Annotated in this window: 17 protein-coding genes and 1 riboswitch; of the genes, 2 read left to right on the forward strand and 15 right to left on the reverse strand. The window is 61.7% G+C overall.

From position 1 onward, the window contains the following. Positions 1-97: 97 nt before the first annotated feature. From ACWFSR_RS02660 to ACWFSR_RS02710, 11 genes are all read right to left on the reverse strand, one after another. Positions 98-1,087 (reverse strand): hypothetical protein, encoded by a 990-nt coding sequence (locus tag ACWFSR_RS02660; RefSeq protein ID WP_447523005.1) that lies wholly within the window; start codon positions 1,085-1,087, stop codon positions 98-100. A 145-nt stretch (positions 1,088-1,232) separates the two neighbouring features. Then, on the reverse strand, positions 1,233-1,697 hold the full coding sequence (locus ACWFSR_RS02665; protein ID WP_447523006.1) for a hypothetical protein: 465 nt from the start codon (positions 1,695-1,697) through the stop codon (positions 1,233-1,235). A 77-nt stretch (positions 1,698-1,774) separates the two neighbouring features. After that, entirely contained in the window at positions 1,775-2,248 is a 474-nt protein-coding gene (gene ribH / locus ACWFSR_RS02670; RefSeq protein ID WP_009774036.1) for a 6,7-dimethyl-8-ribityllumazine synthase, read from the reverse strand. Then, a complete protein-coding gene (ribB, locus tag ACWFSR_RS02675; protein WP_447523007.1) occupies positions 2,248-3,540 on the reverse strand; it encodes a 3,4-dihydroxy-2-butanone-4-phosphate synthase in 1,293 nt (430 codons plus the stop codon). Before ribB ends, ribH begins: the two co-directional genes overlap by 1 nt. Continuing rightward, positions 3,537-4,160, reverse strand: a complete 624-nt coding sequence (locus ACWFSR_RS02680; RefSeq protein WP_447523008.1) for a riboflavin synthase — start codon at positions 4,158-4,160, stop codon at positions 3,537-3,539. Before ACWFSR_RS02680 ends, ribB begins: the two co-directional genes overlap by 4 nt. A gap of 2 nt (positions 4,161-4,162) precedes the next feature. Next, a complete protein-coding gene (gene ribD, locus ACWFSR_RS02685; RefSeq protein WP_447523009.1) occupies positions 4,163-5,326 on the reverse strand; it encodes a bifunctional diaminohydroxyphosphoribosylaminopyrimidine deaminase/5-amino-6-(5-phosphoribosylamino)uracil reductase RibD in 1,164 nt (387 codons plus the stop codon). A gap of 100 nt (positions 5,327-5,426) precedes the next feature. Then, a riboswitch (FMN riboswitch) is annotated at positions 5,427-5,581 on the reverse strand. 86 nt (positions 5,582-5,667) lie between these two features. Further along, positions 5,668-6,423 (reverse strand): HAD family hydrolase, encoded by a 756-nt coding sequence (locus ACWFSR_RS02690; RefSeq protein ID WP_447523010.1) that lies wholly within the window; start codon positions 6,421-6,423, stop codon positions 5,668-5,670. A gap of 19 nt (positions 6,424-6,442) precedes the next feature. Further along, entirely contained in the window at positions 6,443-7,009 is a 567-nt protein-coding gene (locus tag ACWFSR_RS02695; protein WP_447523011.1) for a GNAT family N-acetyltransferase, read from the reverse strand. Beyond that, positions 7,009-8,019 (reverse strand): tryptophan--tRNA ligase, encoded by a 1,011-nt coding sequence (trpS, locus tag ACWFSR_RS02700; protein WP_447523012.1) that lies wholly within the window; start codon positions 8,017-8,019, stop codon positions 7,009-7,011. Before trpS ends, ACWFSR_RS02695 begins: the two co-directional genes overlap by 1 nt. A gap of 12 nt (positions 8,020-8,031) precedes the next feature. Continuing rightward, positions 8,032-8,892, reverse strand: coding sequence for an exodeoxyribonuclease III (locus tag ACWFSR_RS02705; RefSeq protein WP_197107814.1), 861 nt, complete (start codon positions 8,890-8,892; stop codon positions 8,032-8,034). A 44-nt stretch (positions 8,893-8,936) separates the two neighbouring features. Next, a complete protein-coding gene (locus ACWFSR_RS02710) occupies positions 8,937-10,049 on the reverse strand; it encodes a YihY/virulence factor BrkB family protein (protein ID WP_197107805.1) in 1,113 nt (370 codons plus the stop codon). Between the two features lie 54 nt (positions 10,050-10,103). Between ACWFSR_RS02710 and ptsP the strand changes: the two genes are divergently transcribed. Next, positions 10,104-11,750 (forward strand): phosphoenolpyruvate--protein phosphotransferase, encoded by a 1,647-nt coding sequence (gene ptsP / locus ACWFSR_RS02715; RefSeq protein WP_447523013.1) that lies wholly within the window; start codon positions 10,104-10,106, stop codon positions 11,748-11,750. 666 nt (positions 11,751-12,416) lie between these two features. After that, the gene (locus tag ACWFSR_RS02720; protein WP_447523014.1) at positions 12,417-14,030 is read left to right on the forward strand and encodes a sigma-70 family RNA polymerase sigma factor; all 1,614 of its coding nucleotides are present in this window, start codon (positions 12,417-12,419) and stop codon (positions 14,028-14,030) included. 185 nt (positions 14,031-14,215) lie between these two features. On the opposite strand, the gene ACWFSR_RS02725 is transcribed toward ACWFSR_RS02720, so the two are convergent. From ACWFSR_RS02725 to sdhC, 4 genes are read right to left on the reverse strand one after another with little or no spacing between them, the layout of a single operon-like run. Then, complete coding sequence (locus tag ACWFSR_RS02725) at positions 14,216-14,974, reverse strand: succinate dehydrogenase iron-sulfur subunit (protein ID WP_197107799.1); 759 nt, start codon at positions 14,972-14,974, stop codon at positions 14,216-14,218. Then, on the reverse strand, positions 14,974-16,788 hold the full coding sequence (gene sdhA / locus ACWFSR_RS02730; protein ID WP_197107797.1) for a succinate dehydrogenase flavoprotein subunit: 1,815 nt from the start codon (positions 16,786-16,788) through the stop codon (positions 14,974-14,976). The genes ACWFSR_RS02725 and sdhA overlap by 1 nt, the downstream gene beginning before the upstream one ends. Beyond that, complete coding sequence (locus tag ACWFSR_RS02735) at positions 16,789-17,235, reverse strand: succinate dehydrogenase hydrophobic membrane anchor subunit (protein ID WP_197107795.1); 447 nt, start codon at positions 17,233-17,235, stop codon at positions 16,789-16,791. Between the two features lie 2 nt (positions 17,236-17,237). Then, positions 17,238-17,648: a succinate dehydrogenase, cytochrome b556 subunit gene (sdhC, locus tag ACWFSR_RS02740; protein ID WP_374058855.1), complete on the reverse strand. Its 411-nt coding sequence runs from the start codon at positions 17,646-17,648 to the stop codon at positions 17,238-17,240. Positions 17,649-17,779 lie beyond the last annotated feature (131 nt).

The raw sequence follows: 17,779 nt of genomic DNA on the forward strand, positions 1-17,779 counted from the left end.
ATCCTTCATGCGTCGATCCTAGCGTCTGGCTTCCGGGTCATCCCCGGTTGCGACGCTTTCGGAGGACGTGCGGGTCAGACTTAGACCTGTGAAGCGGCTAGTGGTTGGGAGTGGTCTTCGCGGAGTTCGAGTACCACCACAGCGATCCAACCGCGATAAGCAAGACCACGGGCACAGCGGAATTAATGCTGCCCTCAGCCAACCAGCCGACCCACCCTGGTTCGATCCCTATCGACGCGCCAACCTTCGGTCCCCTCAACGGACCAAGTAGGAACGAAGCAGAAAGCAGCAGGATTGTCGCGGAGCTGAACCCCACCACTAATGCCACCCGGAATCGTCTGAGCCTGTTTTTCGCCGCCACGGTCAGTAAGAACGTCACAATGGTGCTCAGCACAGCGATCGCAATCATCGGCAGGAATGGCACGGTGGCTGAGGAAACTGCCGTCACCATGTTGTTGAGATCGAGAATTCCGCCCAGCTTTCGGGCTACAACCTGAGCGCTCAGCATGCCGATGACGAAGACGAACACCACTCCGAGCAACATCCCGTAGATGCCCCAGGCTGCACTTCTCAGCGGGATGTTAATGGGCCTCGGCATTGACGCTGTTGCGTCACGATGTGTGGGCTTGGGGCTTTTTGAGTGCAGCCATAGCAAGCCAACTGACAGAAGAAGTACTAGATGAACGGCGGAGCTGCTCCCTCCCCGATTCAGCCAGCCTTGCCATCCCGGCGCTACGCCAATCATGGGGGTTTCCGGCGTCATGCCGGTGGCAGCGAAGGCGAAAGACGCAATGATGAGGAGCAGTGTCGCGGCGCTAAAACCGCTCGTGAATGCCATCCGCGAGACAGCGGAACGGTTTCGCATGGCCACGGTAAGGGCAAAGACAACCGCGGCACTCAGCACCGCGAGGGCACCCATCATGAGGTACGGAACGCGTGGAGTAATGATCGAAGCAAGAGAATTGTTGAGGTCATACTGCGCGCCGGCCGCAAGTCCCGACGCTTGAATCGTGAGGACGCCGGCGACCAATACGAACACCGCGCCGGTTACGATTCCACAAATTCCCCACGCCTCACTCTTCTTCAAAAAATCCCCTTAGTTGGATGCCGCAGAACTAGACATCCGGGAGGTGCGCCCGGTCTGCCTCGCTCTCGAGTACTAAAGCTTTCATCAAATTCAGTGGGTAGCAAGCGTGAGGGGCGGGGGAGACGCCGAGGGGCCGCCACCCGAACTACTCCGTCGGCCTCACGAACTCCTCGATGAAGTCGAAGTCGTCGAGGGAGCCGGTAACGAGGAATTCGCCGAATTCGCCTGCAGGAAGGGAGTCGACGGCCACGCTAGGCGCGCCCTGCCTTATTTCGAGAATCACGGTGCCGGTATCGGGGCCGCCACCCAGTAGCTCTAGTCCATCACCCGGGCGAAACACTCCCGTTACCGCTTGGCCAACGATGATGACTACGCCGGGGCCGTCTTCGTACTTCGTGTACTTGTCGTGCATCTGAAAGGCAACTTCGCTGCCGGGGTCCGTGCTTTCGATCGGCTCGCTTGAGGTGACGGCGGAGGGCGTCGGCGTTGCGGTGGAATCTGCGTCCGTGGGGCTTCCGGGCGTGCATCCGGAGACCGCAAGCGCGAGGCCGAGAATCACTAGCGCCCCGAGGGATCGAGCAGAGTGCGTCATTCGCTGTGAGTTTCGCATGCCTCCAGCCTAGGAGGGGTTTCCGCTGGCTGGCTAGGGTTGCTGAAAAAGTTTCACCCTAGCCATCCGTTCAGAAGTTATTCCCCGCGCAGCTGACGCAACAACACCGCGGTCGCAATGGCCGCGTTGGCGGCTTCTTCGCCCTTGTCCTCTTTTGAGCCTTCTAGCCCGGCACGATCGAGGCCCTGCTGTTCGTCGTCGAGCGTGAGAACGCCAAAGCCCACCGGTTTGCCGGTCAAGATCGAGACCTGCGTGAGGCCGCTGGTGGCAGCATCCGAGACGTATTCAAAGTGGGGTGTTCCGCCACGGATGATGACGCCGAGAGCAACAACGGCATCCGCCCCAGCATCCAAGGCTGCTTTGCTCGCGACGGGCAACTCGAAGCTGCCGGGAACCCGCACCTCGGTCACCTCAGCATTCGCTGCGGCGAGGGCGCGGTGCGCGCCGGCGAGCAGCCCGTTGGTGATGACTTCATGCCATTGACCGGCGATGATCGTGACCTTGAGGCCGGTTGCATCGGTAACAATTTCGGGGGATCCTGCGCCACTCATCAGAGGCCTTTCGCGGTAAGTCGTGCTTCATCAAGCACGGCGGTAGAGGGGAGTTGGTGACCCATGCGGTCACGCTTGGTTTCGAGGTAACCCTCGTTGCTGGCGCCAACGCCAACAACGAGCGGCACGAGATCGCCGACAATCACGCCGCGCTCTTCAAGTTGACGCTTCTTCTCGGGGTTGTTGCTGAGCAGGCTGACCGTCGAAATGCCGAGATCCTTGAGGATGCCGACAGCGGCCCCATAGTCGCGGGAGTCAGCAGGCAGGCCGAGGGCCAGGTTCGCGTCGAGGGTGTCGAGCCCATCTTCTTGCAGGCGGTAGGCGCGCAGTTTGTTGATGAGCCCAATGCCGCGCCCTTCGTGGCCGCGCAGGTAAATCACAGCGCCGCCGTCACGCTGGATGGTCTCCAGCGCAGCATCGAGCTGAGGGCCGCACTCGCACTTGAGCGAACCGAAGGCTTCACCTGTGAGGCACTCCGAGTGCACGCGCACCAGCGTGGGGCCGTCGCCCGTGTGATCGAGGGTTCCCGGCGCGATGAAAGCGACGTGATCGGCACCGGTCGAGTTGTCGCGGTAGGCACGAACCGTGAACGAGCCGTGAGCGGTCGGGATCGTGGTTTCGACCTCGAAGTTCACCCGACTCATCTCAGGGATGGGCTCGATCGGGGCCGGAATGGTGTCGCAGCGGTTCTCTTCGAGCCAACGCATGAGGTCCAAGATAGTGATGACGAGCACATTTTCACGGGCGCCAAACTCGATCAGTTCGGGCAGTCGCATCATCTCGCCGGAGTCGAGCACGATTTCAGAGATTGCCGCGACCGGTCGAAGGCCCGCGAGCTTCATCAGATCGACGGATGCTTCGGTGTGACCATCGCGCTCGCGAACGCCACCATCGACAGCACGCAACGGCATGATGTGGCCGGGGCGGTGCAGGCTCGACGGCATCGAGAGCGGATCAGCCAGCACGCGCAGAGTGTGGGCGCGGTCAGAGGCGCTGATGCCGGTGCTGAGACGCGCAGCGGCATCCACCGACACGGTGTAGGCCGTGCCGCGAGGGTCTTCGTTCACGGCAACCATCGGCGGAAGTGCCAAAGCGTCGGCGATCTCGTTGGTCATCGGGGCGCAGATGAAGCCAGAGGAGTGGCGAACCATCCACGCGATCCACTCTTGGCTAGCAAGCTCGGCGGAAATGATGACATCGCCCTCGTTCTCGCGGCCCTCATCGTCAGCAACGATGACGGGGCGCCCGGCGCGGATCGCCTCGATGGCATCGGGGATTGTGGCGAGACTCATGACTCGGTCCTTTCGTGACGCGAAGGTGCGTCGGTGAACTCGGCCATCCGGGCCACATGGCGTGCCAGAATGTCGGTTTCGATATTGACGGAGTCGCCCACAGCGAGCGCTCCCAACGTTGTTGCGGTGAGGGTCTCGGGAATCAGCGAGACCTCAAACCAGTCGCGGCCCACAGTGCTCACCGTGAGCGAGACGCCGTGCACCGCGATCGAACCCTTGCGGGCGACGAGCGGGGCCAGCTCTTCGGTGAGGCTGAAGCGCAGGATGCTCCAGCTGCCCTCATCGGTGACGCTCAGTACCGTGCTCGTGCCGTCGATGTGACCCTGCACGATATGGCCGCCGAGGCGATCGCCGACCTGCATGGCGCGTTCGATATTCACGCGGGCGCCGGCAGCGAGCGAGCCAAGCGTGCTCATGTCGAGGGTGACGCCCATGACGTCAGCCGTGAACCAATCGGCGCCCTGATCGACGACGGTGAGGCACACGCCACTGACGCTAATCGAGTCACCGTGGCCGGCATCCGACACCGCATTCGGAGCGCGAACCGTGAGGCGAGCGCCATCATCGGTCGCGGCCAGTTCGACGACGTCGCCGAGCTCTTCAATGATTCCGGTAAACATGGTTACGCGTCCGTCTCTGTCGCCGGGGCGACCGTTGGCTCTGCTGCCGTGTGCTGTGGTGCCGGTTGGGCGGCTGCGTTCGTGCTGGCCGCCGGACGGGCGACAATCAGCACGTCGTTGCCCAGTGGGCGAAGTTCAGTGATGCTGAGGTCTTTCGCCTCAGCCATGGTCGATACCCCGAGCTCGCCGAGCGCGACCTTGGGGCCGCCCAACAGTTTCGGAGCCAGGTAGATGAGCAGTTCATCCGCAAGCCCGGCAGCGATAAAGGCGCTCGCGATAGTCGGTCCACCTTCAACGAAGACGCGACGGATGCCCGCCTTAAACAGTTCGCTCAGTGCGGCGTTGAGGTCGCTGCCGTCAATTTGACGCAGTTTTTCGGGGTGCTGGCGCAGTTGCGCATCCGCCGGAATCTCGCGCCGACCGAGCACCACCGGCTGCGGTTGCGACTCAAGCAGTTCGCCGGCGTCGCCCCGCGCGGTCAGGCTCGGGTCATCGGCGAGCACTGTGCCCGTGCCCACGACGATCGCATCGGCGCGCGCTCGCTGCTCGTGCACGTGCTGGCGGGCGGCGGTGCCGGTGATCCACTGGCTCGTGCCATCGGCGGCCGCGGCGCGACCGTCGAGCGTGGATGCCCACTTCACCGTGACGTGGGGACGCTGCAGTCGAGCTGCGGTCAGCCACGAGTGCAAAAACTCTTCGGCCTCGGCCTGAGCGATGCCGGCGATCACTTCGACGCCACCGGCGCGAAGGCGTTCGGCGCCGCCGCCGGAGTTCGGCCCGGGATCAGGCACCGCGTACACAACGCGGCTCACGCCAGCATCGAGCAGGGCTTGAGCGCAGGGGCCGGTGCGGCCGTGGTGGTTGCAGGGCTCGAGGGTGACGACGGCGGTGAGGCCCGCGGCAATCCCATCCGCGCCCATTCCCGTAGCGTTGCCGCCCAGTTCGCCGGTGCCAAGTTCGCCGGAACCAAGCTTGGCGAGAGCATCTACTTCAGCGTGCGGAGTGCCAGCGCCATGGTGCCAACCTTCGGCAACAATCTCGCCGGTGGCATCCACGAGCACGCAACCCACTTGAGGGTTGCCGCCGGTGATGGGCCCGTGGCTCGCCAACGACAGCGCATGGCGCATCAGCTTCTCCAGCTGTGCCTGCTGTTCTGGTGTGGTCATCCGGGCTCTCGTCTCATGGGACGCGCTCCGGGAAAATGGGTTCCAAAAACCCACTGAACTATCGAGTTCGCCCAGAATATGGGCACGCTAGATGGTTCAGCTCGTGCTTCCTCTTATCCGGACTGAGAAGTCGTGCGACTTCATTACCGTCGGTCCCGGAGTTTCACCAGGTCAACCGTTTCGAAGTTGTCACTTCGGCGCGGGTCGCGGACTATAACCGCCGGTTCGGATTCTCACCGAGCCCCGGAGCACGTTTTGCTTTGCTTAGTCTACTCAACGCGTTTCGCCGCAGACTATTCCCGCCCCAACCTCTCAGTTTGTTACGGAGCTATGAAGATGCTCTAGTCGAGCAGCCCGGCCAATTCATCAAGCGAGTGGATGACGCTGATGCCGGCCGCCCGAGCTTCGTCGAGTTGGTCGATGGTTGCGCTGCGCTCGCGGTCGAGCCACACTCCCGTGAGGCCGGCGTTCGCGGCTCCCAGCGCATCCGTCGCTAGTCGGTCGCCGATGTAGACGGCGTTGGTGGGTTCGACGCCGAAGAGTTCGCAGGTGTGGTGAAAGATTCGCGGGTCGGGTTTGGTGTGTCCGAATTCGCCGCTGGCGACGAGGTGTTCGACGCGGTGGGTGAGCCCCACGGTCTCAACCTTGCGGGTTTGAAAGTCGAGTTCGCCGTTGGTGATGATGCCAAGGCGGGTGGCGGGGGAGCGGCCCTCCAGCGCGTCGAGGCAGGCGAGGGCGTCGTCGTGCAGATGCCACGCGACACGGTAGGCCTCGAAGTAAGTATCGAACCAGACGCTGGACTCGGCATCGGTGAGGGTCACGCCGTAGGGCTCGACGAAGCCGCGGGCGCGAGCTTGCCGTTGCCCTTCGAAGGTCAGTTCGCCGCCGAGGTAGCGGTGGTAGTGGTGTTCTTCGAGCGCGGTCCAGCGCACACTCTCAGCCGCGTCGTCGGGCCACACGGTGCTGCCGTCGCTGGTCGGCCCCGCAGCGAACGCAGCGCCGAGTGAGCGACGGTGGTTACGAATGCCGAGATCGACGGATGCCCGGTGGGCAAACAGGGTGTCGTCAAGGTCAAAGAGGGCGACGGTGATGCTCATAAAGCGACCGAAGCCAGCGCTAGACCGGCCACGGCTGGCCGGATTCGACCTCATACGTGGGGTTCTCGTCCGGTGCGGTGAGCGTTGCCCACCACGATGGCGGATGCGTGCCGCCGCGATATTCGCTCGAGGCGGGCTCGATGCCGGTGTAGATGAAGCCGAGGCTCTTCGCAATGGCGGCGGAGGCTTTGTTGCCGACGAGGGCTTCCCACCGCACTTCGGGGCGACCAGTAGAGAAGACCCAGCGGCAGACCTCCGCGACGGCTTCTTTCATGAAGCCTTTGCCGCGGTGGGGTTCGCCCATCCAGTAGCCGATGGTGTCGTTGTAGAGGCGAAAGCTGATGACGCCGAGCAATTCCGACTTGCCCGTTTCGCGGATCGCCCAGGTGTATTCGTCGTCATCTTCCCACCACTGTGCCACCAGGTTGTTGATGAAGAATTCGGCATCCGACTTCACGTACGGCCAGGGGATAGTGAGCGTGTGCTCAAAGATCGGGTCTTGGCAGTACGCGGTCATCAGCTCAGCATCGTCACCGGTGAGGGCGTCGAGAGTGAGACGTTCGCTCGTGAGAGTAAAAGTTTGCATTAGCGCACCCGCGGCAGGAAGCCGATTCGGTCGTAGACGCGGTCAAGCGTCTTTTGGGCCATCTCGTTGGCACGTTCTGCATTTTTGCTGAGCATGCGGTCAAGCTCGGCCGGGTCGGCAAGCAGTTCAAGCGTGCGCTCGCGCACGGGCGCGAACTCCGACACCACAACCTCGGCAACCTCTTTCTTGAGATCGCCATAACCCTTGCCTTCGAACTGCGCTTCGAGGTCGGCGATGGATGTTCCACTAAACGTGGAGTGCAAAGTGAGCAGATTCGAGACGCCCGGCTTTGCCCCGCGGTCGAAACGAATCTCGCGGTCAGCATCCGTCACCGCCGATTTGATCTTCTTGGCCGTCTTGGTGGGCTCGTCGAGCAACCACAGCACGCCAGCATCCGTCGTCGCTGACTTGCTCATCTTCGACTCGGGGTTTTGCAGGTCGTAAATCTTGGCCGTGGCCTTCTGGATCTGCGGTTCGGGCATCACAAAGGTGTCGCCGAATCGCGAGTTGAAGCGGGTGGCAAGGTCACGGGTGAGCTCGATGTGCTGACGCTGATCTTCGCCCACTGGCACAATGGCGGTGTCGTAGAGCAGGATGTCGGCGGCCATCAGCACCGGGTAGGTGAAGAGGCCAACGGAGGCGGCATCCGACCCCTGCTTAGCTGACTTGTCTTTGAACTGCGTCATGCGCGAAGCCTCACCAAAACCGGTGATGGTATTCAGCACCCAAGCAAGCTGGGCATGCGCCGGAACCTGCGACTGAACGAAGAGCACCGAGTGCTCGGGGTCGATACCGCCGGCAATGTACTGCGCGGCGGTGCGACGGGTCTGAGCGCGCAGCAGCTCGGGCTCTTGCGGAACGGTGATGGCGTGCATGTCAACAACGCAGAAGACAGCGTCGTAGTTCTGCTGCATCTCGCGCCACTGCAGGAGCGCGCCTATGTAGTTGCCTACGTGGAGCGAATCGGCAGACGGCTGCATGCCTGAAAACAGGCGAGGTGTGGTGCTCATGGGCTAATTCTTTCAGATCGAATAGTCAACAACGACGGGAGCGTGGTCGCTCCAACGCTCATCCCAGGCGCCGGCCTTGTCGATGCGGTAATCCGCAACGGTGGCTGCAAGCGCGGGGGTGGCGACGTGGTAGTCGATACGCCAACCAGTGTCGGTGTCGAAAGCTTGACCGCGCTGCGACCACCAGGTGTACGGGCCGTCAACTTCACCGGCGAACTGGCGGCCGACATCCACCCAACCGAGGCCGGGCGCGGTCGTGCCATCAACGCATTCGATGGTCTCGCCGGACGCGCCGAAGAAGCGGTCGAAGTAGGCGCGCTCTTCGAGCAGGAAGCCGGCCTTTTTGCGGTTGCCGCGCCAGTTCTTGATGTCGAGTTCGCGGTGACCGACGTTGAGGTCGCCGACGATAAGGGCGTGGTTGCTGTGGGCGGCAAGCTCGGGCAGGCGCACGAGCATGGCCTCTAAGAACTTGTACTTCTCTACTTGCTTCGGGGTATCAACAACGCCCGAGTGAACGTAGGTGCTGACGACGGTGACGGTCGTGCCGTTGACGTCAAAGTCGGCTTCGAGCCAACGCCCGGCGCTATCGAAATCGTCGGCGCCCAGTGCAACGCGATGAGCAAGAGGGGCGGATGCCGCCGAACCCTTGCGTGAGGCCAGCGCGACTCCCGCGCGGCCCTTAGCTGTCGCAGCGTCGTGCAGAATGTTCCAGCCATCGCCGAGCAGCCCTTCGATGTCGGCGTCGGCGGCGCGAACCTCTTGCAGCGCCAGAATGTCGATCTCCCGAGCATCCAGCCAATCGCCCATGCCCTTGCGGTAAGCGGCGCGAACACCATTGACGTTGACGGATGCGATGCGAAGACGTGTTGCCATGCCTCAAGACTACCGAGCGCCACTGACCCTGTGGTGACCGTCAGCTACCTCTTGCTGTTGCGCTTCATCATCCGTTTGAAGGTGCGCTTGAACTTCACTTCGTTGGCCTTGTCGAGTTCGCTCTGCTCTTCGGGAGTTGCCTGCGGTGTGCGACTGGCCTGACGCTGTGCCTTGTGCTCGGCTTTGACGGCCTTGTTCGCTTTCGCGTCATCGGCGGCCTTCGTCGCTGCCACGGCCCGCGGCGCCTCGGCGTCACGCTTCTCGCCGCTGATGTCGAGGTCAGCGTCATCGGCGGAGACGGCAATCCACGCCGAACCGATGAGAATGATTTGGCAGATCAAGTTGAACCAGATCAGCAAACCGATAATCACGGCGAAGGATGCCAACAGCGGGTTGCGAGTGGCACCTTCCAGCAGGAACCCACCACCAAACTTCAGCGCACCAAGCGCTACGGCCGCAATGATCGTTCCCTGAGCGAGCACACGGAAGGGGATCTTGATGCCGGAAACTATGCGATAGAACACGGCGAGAGTGGCGGTGTCGAGAATCAGCACAATCACAAGGGCGACGCCGCGAGTGGCAATGATCGCGACATCGGAGTCTTCATCGATCGACACGAGGCCGAGAACCCAGTTCAGGGCGGCAGAGCTCACGACAGACATCGCAGCCGACAGCAGAACGGCAAGGCCGAAGCCAATCGCCAGCCCGACATCCTTCAGCTTCAAAATAAGAAAGTTCGTCTCTGAACTCTCGAGGCCAAACATGGAACGAACGGCACTGCGGCCGGAGGCGATCCAGCCCAGAGCGGTAAACGCCAAACCAAAGGCAGCAATCACACCGGTGATGCCCAGGATGCTGGTGTCGGCGAGGGTTTCCCGGCTAATGGCGCCGTTGCCGCTCCCGTCACCGATGAGGCCAGGGATGTTCGTGGAAATGAAGTTGTAGACCGCATCGAGCAACACGGGATCGCCCTGCACGATGAATCCCGCCACCGCGAAGCCAACCCAGATCGCGGCGAAGACAGCAAAGATCGCCTGATAGGAGAGGCCGAAAGCAAGAAGCGGCCCTAGCTTGTCGGTGTAGTGCATAAACACACGCACGGGGCGTAGCTGTAGTACCCACTCAATGGCCGGTTTCAGTCGTTGCGCAAGCTTCATCCATTAAGAATAGCTAGGCTGTCTGTGCGTAACTCAGAGGAGAGGTCAGATCACATGGAACTTCAGGGTGTTGGAGTCGGACGATCGGTTGCTGTCGGAAAAGTCGTGCGAATGCCCGACCCCCTTCCGGAACCGAAAGATGCTCGCCATTCCGGCGATGCTGCAGCAGAGAAAGAAGCGGCAGCATCCGCACTCACTTTTGTGGCTGCTGACCTGCGTGCACGCGCCGAGAAGGCGGATGCCGAAGCCAACGAGGTTCTCACCGCTACAGCCCTCATGGCTGAAGACCCCTCGATTCTCGATAGCGTCAACGAGCTGATCGACGGCGGCAAAGCTGCCGAACGCGCAGTATTCGAGGCCTTCGCTTCGTTCCGCGAGATGTTGATCTCGCTCGGTGGAATGATGGCCGAACGCGCAACCGACCTCAGTGATGTCAGCCAGCGCGTCGTTGCTCGTCTTCGCGGTGTTGAAGCCCCGGGCGTACCGCAGCGCGATGAGCCGTTCGTGCTCGTAGCTGACGACCTTGCTCCGGCAGACACCGCTCTGCTCGAACTCGACAAGGTTCTCGCTCTCGTCACCCGCCAGGGCGGTCCCACCAGCCACACCGCGATCCTTGCTCGCTCGAAGGCTATCCCCGCGATTATGGGCGTCGCAGAAGCACTCGACCTTGCCGACGACACTCTGGTGATTGTGGATGCCGGTGCTGGCGTCATCACGACGGAGCCCACCGCTGAGCAAGTCTCCGCAGCAGAAGCCCGCATCGCCGAGCTCGCTGCCGCAGCAAACGCTCCCATCACTGATGGAGCTCTCGCTGACGGGACTCTCGTTCCTTTGCTCGCCAACCTCGGCACTCCGTCTGAGGCCGCGCAGGCTGTCGAACTCGGCGCTGAAGGTGTCGGTCTCTTCCGCACCGAGCTCATGTTCCTCGATGCCACTTCGGCCCCCACGGTTGAAGAGCAAACCAAGGAATACACCGAGATGTTGCAGCATTTCCCGGGCAAGAAGGTGGTCGTTCGCGCGCTCGATGCTGGTGCCGACAAGCCCCTGAGCTTTATGGACATGGGCGAAGAAGTAAATCCCGCCCTCGGCCAGCGCGGGCTTCGTTCGCTTCGTGTCAACGAGAACATCCTTCGTGACCAGCTGACCGCACTCGTCAACGCTCAGAACGCGACCGACGCCGACCTCTGGGTGATGGCGCCGATGGTGTCGGATGCCGAAGAGACCGACTACTTCGTCTCCCTTGGTCGCGAGCTTGGTCTTAACACCGTCGGTGTCATGGCCGAGGTTCCCTCGCTCGCCGTGCTCGCCGACCAGGTCGCAGAACGCAGCGACTTCGTCTCGATCGGCTCCAACGACCTCACGCAGTACACGCTGGCTGCGGACCGGATGCTCGGCACCCTCGCTAAGTTCCAAGACCCGTGGCACCCTGCCGTGCTCCGCATGGTGAAAATGCTCGGAGACGCGGGAGCCGCAGCGGGCAAGCCTGTCGGAGTCTGTGGTGAAGCGGCCGCAGATCCGCAACTGGCCATCGTCCTTGTCGGTCTGGGAGTAACAAGCCTCTCGATGACGCCCGCGGCGCTCGCCGACGTGCGCGCCGAGCTCCTGACGGTCACGCTCGAACAGGCCAAGGCTCGCGCCGCGGCCGCCATCAACGCGACCACCGGACCCACCGCTCGTGAAGCTGCGGCGAACGCTGCCTAGCTCGCTCGAATAACTCGTTCGTAGCGCCACGATTCCTTCGGGAATCGTGGCGCTACGTCGTTAACCGGCAGTCGCAGGTCTCGGTGTGCGGTGTGCACAAACTTTTTCGACAATGTGCCGAGCTGGACGTAACTGCGGTGGGGGTGCCCCCTGTGGCTTTCGGCATCTCCACGAGCATGAAAGTGGTCCAGCTAAAACGTCTATCTTGCATGAACTGGGAGCGTGCACGTTTAGAGCTGAACTCTTCTCAAAAACCTCGTCTCGAATAATCGGGGTACAAAACTCTCCCACGGTTAGCGCTGCCAGCGCGAGTGATTTGCCAGCCTGACCAGCAAAAGTGGTTCGCGCGGTTGCGGGGGAGCTCCCAATCGGGACGAATTCTCCGTTGACTGTCGTGCGCCCGAGAGAGTGCTTCCATCCAGTGCAGGTGGTCTACTAGCGGCGGTGTTGGTGAACTCGTCAGCGCTACTCTGAAACTGGCTATAACGCTTGATCATTCGGGACAGAATGAGCTGTTCCCCCCTAAGGGGGGCACAAATTTCTGAGAACTTTCGATAGTCTGCGTCATAGAGAACGGGTTCATCAGTCTCTTTGGGTAAGAAGGTTTTGTTTCTAAAATCTTCGCCCACAAGGGACAAAGAGAGGCCCGGGAAATGGATCAGGGGGATGAGCGGAATCGTGGCACCGAAGCTAACCACTTCGGACGAGCAGCTACTGGCACAGGCGCGTACGGGGGTACAAAACGCCTTTGCCGAGCTCTGGAGTCGCCACTACCGCTCGGGAATATGTGTCGCCCGTCAGTACACGTCGATAGACGCGGACGATCTCGTGTCTGAGTCGTTCGCGCGTATTTACCAGCGTGTGCTGGCGGGGGGCGGCCCACAGGGCGCTTTCCGCCCCTACCTCTACACGACCATCCGCAACCTCGCGTCGACGTGGGGCGCAGCCTCCCGCGAAGTGCAAGTGGATGAGATCGCCGACTTTGAAGACCCCAAGACTCTCGACGACCCTATTGCGGTCGCACTCGACCACTCCCTCACGGCCAAAGCCTTCCGTGAACTTCCGGAACGCTGGCAGTCAGTGCTCTGGTACACCGAAGTTGAAGGCATGGACCCTCATGAGGTGGCGCCACTACTCGGGATGAGCCCTAACGGCGTCGCTGCGCTGTCGTACCGCGCGCGTGAAGGCCTGCGCAAAGCCTGGTTGCAGGCTCATATCAACGATGCAACGGCATCCGGCGAATGCCAGTGGGCGATGTCAAAGTTTGGCGAGCATGCTCGCAAAAGCCTCAGCGGCAGAGACACTACGCGTATCGAAGCGCACCTTGCCTCGTGCACTCGTTGCGCGATCGTGTGCGAAGAGGTCGATGAGGTTGGTTCACGCCTAGCACTCGTGATGATCCCGATGCTGCTGGGCGGCGTTGCCGGTGGCGGTTTCCTCAGCGCCTTCGGGCAGGGCGGTGCAGCGTCGCTCACCGCAGCTGCAGCGCCGGCCATGCCAGCAGCCGTCGTTGCCAGCACTCATCTTGCGGGTGCCGGCAGTGCGGTCGCTGTGGGTGGTGCTAGCGCGGGTGCGCTTCCTGTCGCGGTCGCTGGCACGCTTGCTGCGGCGGTGGCTCTGACGGGTTCGCTTGTTGTGCTCGGCCCGACGGCGCCAGACTCGACAAGTGCAGAAGGCGCGACGACGAGTGACACCTCCCCTGGCCAGAACAACGCCGACGTCACAAACTCGGGAGTGAGTGACAATCTCGGTGGCTCCCGCACTGATCCCAGCGACATCACGATTCCTACAGTCCCGTCTATTGACGCTGCCACCGACACCGACGGCATCGCCAGCGGCACTGGTGGTCTCGTCGGTTCTGTTGGTGACGCTGTCGGAGGACTCGTCGACTCGGTCGTCGGCACCGTTACGGGAGGAGCAGCCCCCGAAGGCCACACGGCCGCTGGCGGCGTTGTGGGGGCGGATGTCAACCTCAATCTCGTCGGTACTGCCACTCCCGGCGCGCATCTGTCGTTGCAGGCGGCTGGGCTCGTTTACGCGACGACTACCGTGTCAAGCGACGGTACCTTTGCGCTCAACGTCACGGGTATCCCCGGCGGGCTGTCATCTCTTGACTTGGTTCAGACCGTTGACCGCGGGTATTTGGGTGGCCTCGTTGGCACTGGCGGTCTGCTCGGGGGCCTGCTCGGCACGGTCGATGGCCTCATCAACGATCTCATCAAGCCGCTTCAGCTGTCGTCGGGAAACAACCAAGGCATCAACGTTCGCCTCCTGAGCTAAACCCCAGTTCGGGGGTGTTTGCCGAATCTTCTCGTCATAATGTGAGCGAAGACCAGTCTCTTTCATTAGGCAACCCGAATGCCTACAGTGGGCGTTCGCCGTGGGTGACGGACGCACACAAACAAATCGCCCCTGGCGCTACCTCGGTAGCGCCAGGGGCGATCTTGTGTTAAGCGAAAGCGTGGTTACGGCTTGCCCTTGATGATGGCCTGCTTCACTTCAGCGATTGCCTGAGTGACCTGGATGCCACGGGGGCACGCGTCGGTGCAGTTGAAGGTGGTGCGGCAACGCCACACGCCCTCTTTGTCGTTGAGGATGTCGAGGCGAACGCCAGCACCCTCATCGCGCGAGTCAAAGATGAAGCGGTGCGCGTTCACGATGGCGGCAGGACCGAAGTACTGTCCGTCAGTCCAGAACACGGGGCAGCTCGACGTGCACGCAGCGCACAGGATGCACTTGGTGGTGTCGTCGAAGCGGGCGCGCTCCACAGGGCTTTGCTTGCGCTCCTTGCCGCCCTTGACGGGGCCAGCCATGAGGAACGGGTTGACCTCTTTGAACGAGTCGAAGAACGGCTCCATATCGACGATCAAGTCCTTCTCCAAGGGGAGCCCCTTGATGGCCTCCACGTAGATCGGCTTCGAAATGTCGAGGTCCTTGATCAGGGTCTTGCAGGCCAGGCGATTGCGGCCGTTGATGCGCATCGCATCCGAACCACAAACACCGTGCGCGCAGGAGCGACGGAAGGTCAGCGACCCATCCATCTCCCACTTGATCTTGTGAAGAGCATCGAGAATACGGTCGGTCTCGTACAGCTCAACGTCGAAGTCTTCCCAGCGCGGTTCTTCATCCACCTCGGGGTCGAAACGACGAATCATGAGCGTCGCAGTGAAGGTCGGAACGACCTCTGCTGCGGCAGGCTTGTTATCAGCGACGGCAGTGCTCATTAGTACTTTCTTTCCATTGGCGGGTAGTTAGTGATCACTACCGGCTTCCAGTCGAGACGGATGTGGTCACCCGCCTCTTCTGATTCTGGGTCGCCCGTGAGGTACGCCATGGTGTGCACGAGGAAGTTCTCGTCGTCACGGTTGGGGTAGTCCTCACGCATGTGGCCGCCACGGCTTTCCTTGCGAGACCGAGCCGAGAACACGAGTACTTCAGCGAGGTCGAGCAGGAAGCCAAGCTCTACGGCTTCGAGCAGGTCAGTGTTGAACCGCTTGCCCTTGTCGTCGAGGCGAATGTTCTTGTAGCGAGCGCGCAACGTTTGGATGAGCTTGGTTACCTCTTCGAGGCTTTCATCGGTGCGGAAGATCTGCGCGTTGCGGTCCATCGAGACCTGCAGTTCCTTGCGGATGACGGCAATACGCTCGGTGCCATCGCCGGCACGAACCATGTCGAGGATGTTCTTGACGCCCCCGGCAGGGTTCTCGGGCAGCGGCACGAACTCAGCAGTCTTGACGTACTCGACGGCTGCCTTTCCGGCACGCTTTCCGAAGACGTTGATGTCGAGCAGCGAGTTGGTTCCCAAACGGTTAGAACCGTGAACGGAAACGCACGCACACTCGCCAGCGGCGTAGAGCCCCTTGACGACATCCGTGTTGTTGCGCAGCACTTCGGCCTGAACGTTGGTGGGAATACCACCCATCGCGTAGTGCGCGGTCGGCAGCACGGGAACGGGCTCGGTGTACGGCTCGACGCCCAGGTAGGTGCGAGCGAACTCGGTGATGTCAGGCAGCTTCTCGTCAATGACGGCCGGCTCGAGGTGAGTGATGTCGAGGAACAGGTAGTCCTTGTCGGGACCAGCTCCACGGCCTTCACGAATCTCAGTGGCCATCGAGCGCGCAACGATGTCACGCGGCGCGAGGTCCTTGAGCGTCGGCGTGTAGCGCTCCATGAAGCGCTCGCCCTCGGAGTTGCGCAGAATCGCGCCCTCTCCACGGGCAGCTTCGGAGAGGAGGATGCCGAGGCCAGCCAACCCGGTGGGGTGGAACTGGAAGAACTCCATGTCCTCCAACGGAAGGCCCTTGCGCCAGATGATTCCGACGCCATCACCGGTGAGGGTGTGAGCGTTGGATGTCGTCTTGAAGATCTTGCCGAATCCACCGGTAGCGAAGATGATCGCCTTCGACTGGAACACGTGGAGCTCGCCGGTAGCGAGCTCGTAGGCAACAACGCCAGACGGTTCGTCAACGCCATCGACCTCGGTCATGACCAGGTCGAGAACATAGAACTCGTTGAAGAAGTTGATGCCGAGCTTGACGCAGTTTTGGTACAACGTCTGAAGGATCATGTGACCGGTGCGGTCAGCGGCGTAGCAGGCGCGGCGAACCGGAGCCTTGCCGTGCTCGCGAGTGTGGCCACCAAAGCGACGCTGGTCGATCTTGCCGTCTTCGGTGCGGTTGAACGGAAGACCCATGTTCTCGAGGTCTACAACGGCGTCGATGGCCTCTTTGGCGAGAATCTCTGCCGCGTCTTGGTCGACAAGGTAGTCGCCACCCTTGACGGTGTCGTAGGTGTGCCATTCCCAGTTGTCTTCTTCGACGTTGGCGAGGGCCGCAGCCATGCCACCCTGCGCTGCACCAGTGTGCGAACGCGTGGGGTAGAGCTTGGAGATTACAGCGGTCTTGGCGTGCGGGCCGGCTTCGATAGCGGCTCGCATGCCAGCGCCACCGGCGCCCACAATGACGATGTCGAACTGGTGGTAATGGATTCCGTCAATAACGGTTCCGTCGGCGATGTCGCCGGTGTTAATCGTTGCCAATTAAGATGCCTCACAGAAGCTGGGGAGCAGAGCTGGGTCAGCTCCGGCTGGGCAGGGGTCAAAGGTAGTGATCACGAGCGTTCCCAGAATGATCAGGATGACCGTGGATGCGGCAATTCCGATCAAGAGAACCTTGCGCACCTTGGGGTTGGTTGCATAGTCGTTCACGAGCGTGCGCATTCCGTTGCCGCCGTGGATGAGCGCGAGCCACAGCATGAGGCCGTCCCACACAATCCAGAACGGGTCAGCGAGCTTTCCGCCGACGAACGCGAAGTCGATGGCTTTGACACCCTCGCCGGCAACAAGGTTGACGAAGAGGTGGCCGAAGATCAGAACGATCAGCACGACGCCAGAAGCGCGCATGTAGATCCATCCCCATTTTTCCCAGTTGATTCCACCGGTGCGGTGGCCACGGGTAGGGGTGCGGGGGGCTTCGATGAGACTCATGCTCAACCTCCGAAGATGTGCATTAGCTGGCGGGGGATGAACGCGGCAAGCAGAACCACCCAGAGACCAATGACAACCCAGAACATGGTGCGCTGGTGCTTGGCACCGAACGCCCAAAAGTCGATCAGGATGATGCGCAGTCCGTTGAAGGCGTGGAATGCGATCGCCGCGACGAGGGCTATCTCGCCAAGTCCCATGAGGGGCGTCTTGTAGGTGTCGATCACCGCGTTGTAGGCCTCAGGACTCACACGCACGAGGGCGGTGTCGAGAATGTGCACGAGGAGGAAGAAGTAGATAGCAACACCGGTAATACGGTGCAACACCCACGACCACATGCCCTCTTTACCCCGGTACAGGGTGCCAGCAGGTCTCTTGGGTGAGCGAATCTTGGGCGGCGACTGCGGCTCCGCCACTAGGTTACTCGCCGACTTCTCTGGCACGAGGACCCTCCTTGCGGTGTGGGGTCGCGTCCACCGCGACCGATGAGTGTCCGCACAGGCGGACTCTCTCATTCTATTCCCGCGTGAAGGCCCTCGCTTCCCAG

This window comes from Salinibacterium sp. NYA9b (assembly GCF_976973725.1).

Excerpts from the sequence above, each read along its gene's own strand:
- ACWFSR_RS02665 (WP_447523006.1), bottom strand. The coding sequence starts at position 1,697 with ATGCGAAACTCACAGCGAATGACGCACTCTGCTCGATCCCTCGGGGCG.
- ribH (WP_009774036.1), bottom strand. The coding sequence starts at position 2,248 with ATGAGTGGCGCAGGATCCCCCGAAATTGTTACCGATGCAACCGGCCTC.
- ribB (WP_447523007.1), bottom strand. The coding sequence starts at position 3,540 with ATGAGTCTCGCCACAATCCCCGATGCCATCGAGGCGATCCGCGCCGGG.
- ACWFSR_RS02680 (WP_447523008.1), bottom strand. The coding sequence starts at position 4,160 with ATGTTTACCGGAATCATTGAAGAGCTCGGCGACGTCGTCGAACTGGCC.
- ribD (WP_447523009.1), bottom strand. The coding sequence starts at position 5,326 with ATGACCACACCAGAACAGCAGGCACAGCTGGAGAAGCTGATGCGCCAT.
- ACWFSR_RS02690 (WP_447523010.1), bottom strand. The coding sequence starts at position 6,423 with ATGAGCATCACCGTCGCCCTCTTTGACCTTGACGACACCCTGTTTGCC.
- ACWFSR_RS02695 (WP_447523011.1), bottom strand. The coding sequence starts at position 7,009 with ATGCAAACTTTTACTCTCACGAGCGAACGTCTCACTCTCGACGCCCTC.
- trpS (WP_447523012.1), bottom strand. The coding sequence starts at position 8,019 with ATGAGCACCACACCTCGCCTGTTTTCAGGCATGCAGCCGTCTGCCGAT.
- ACWFSR_RS02705 (WP_197107814.1), bottom strand. The coding sequence starts at position 8,892 with ATGGCAACACGTCTTCGCATCGCATCCGTCAACGTCAATGGTGTTCGC.
- ACWFSR_RS02710 (WP_197107805.1), bottom strand. The coding sequence starts at position 10,049 with ATGAAGCTTGCGCAACGACTGAAACCGGCCATTGAGTGGGTACTACAG.
- ptsP (WP_447523013.1), top strand. The coding sequence starts at position 10,104 with ATGGAACTTCAGGGTGTTGGAGTCGGACGATCGGTTGCTGTCGGAAAA.
- ACWFSR_RS02720 (WP_447523014.1), top strand. The coding sequence starts at position 12,417 with ATGAGCGGAATCGTGGCACCGAAGCTAACCACTTCGGACGAGCAGCTA.
- ACWFSR_RS02725 (WP_197107799.1), bottom strand. The coding sequence starts at position 14,974 with ATGAGCACTGCCGTCGCTGATAACAAGCCTGCCGCAGCAGAGGTCGTT.
- ACWFSR_RS02735 (WP_197107795.1), bottom strand. The coding sequence starts at position 17,235 with ATGAGTCTCATCGAAGCCCCCCGCACCCCTACCCGTGGCCACCGCACC.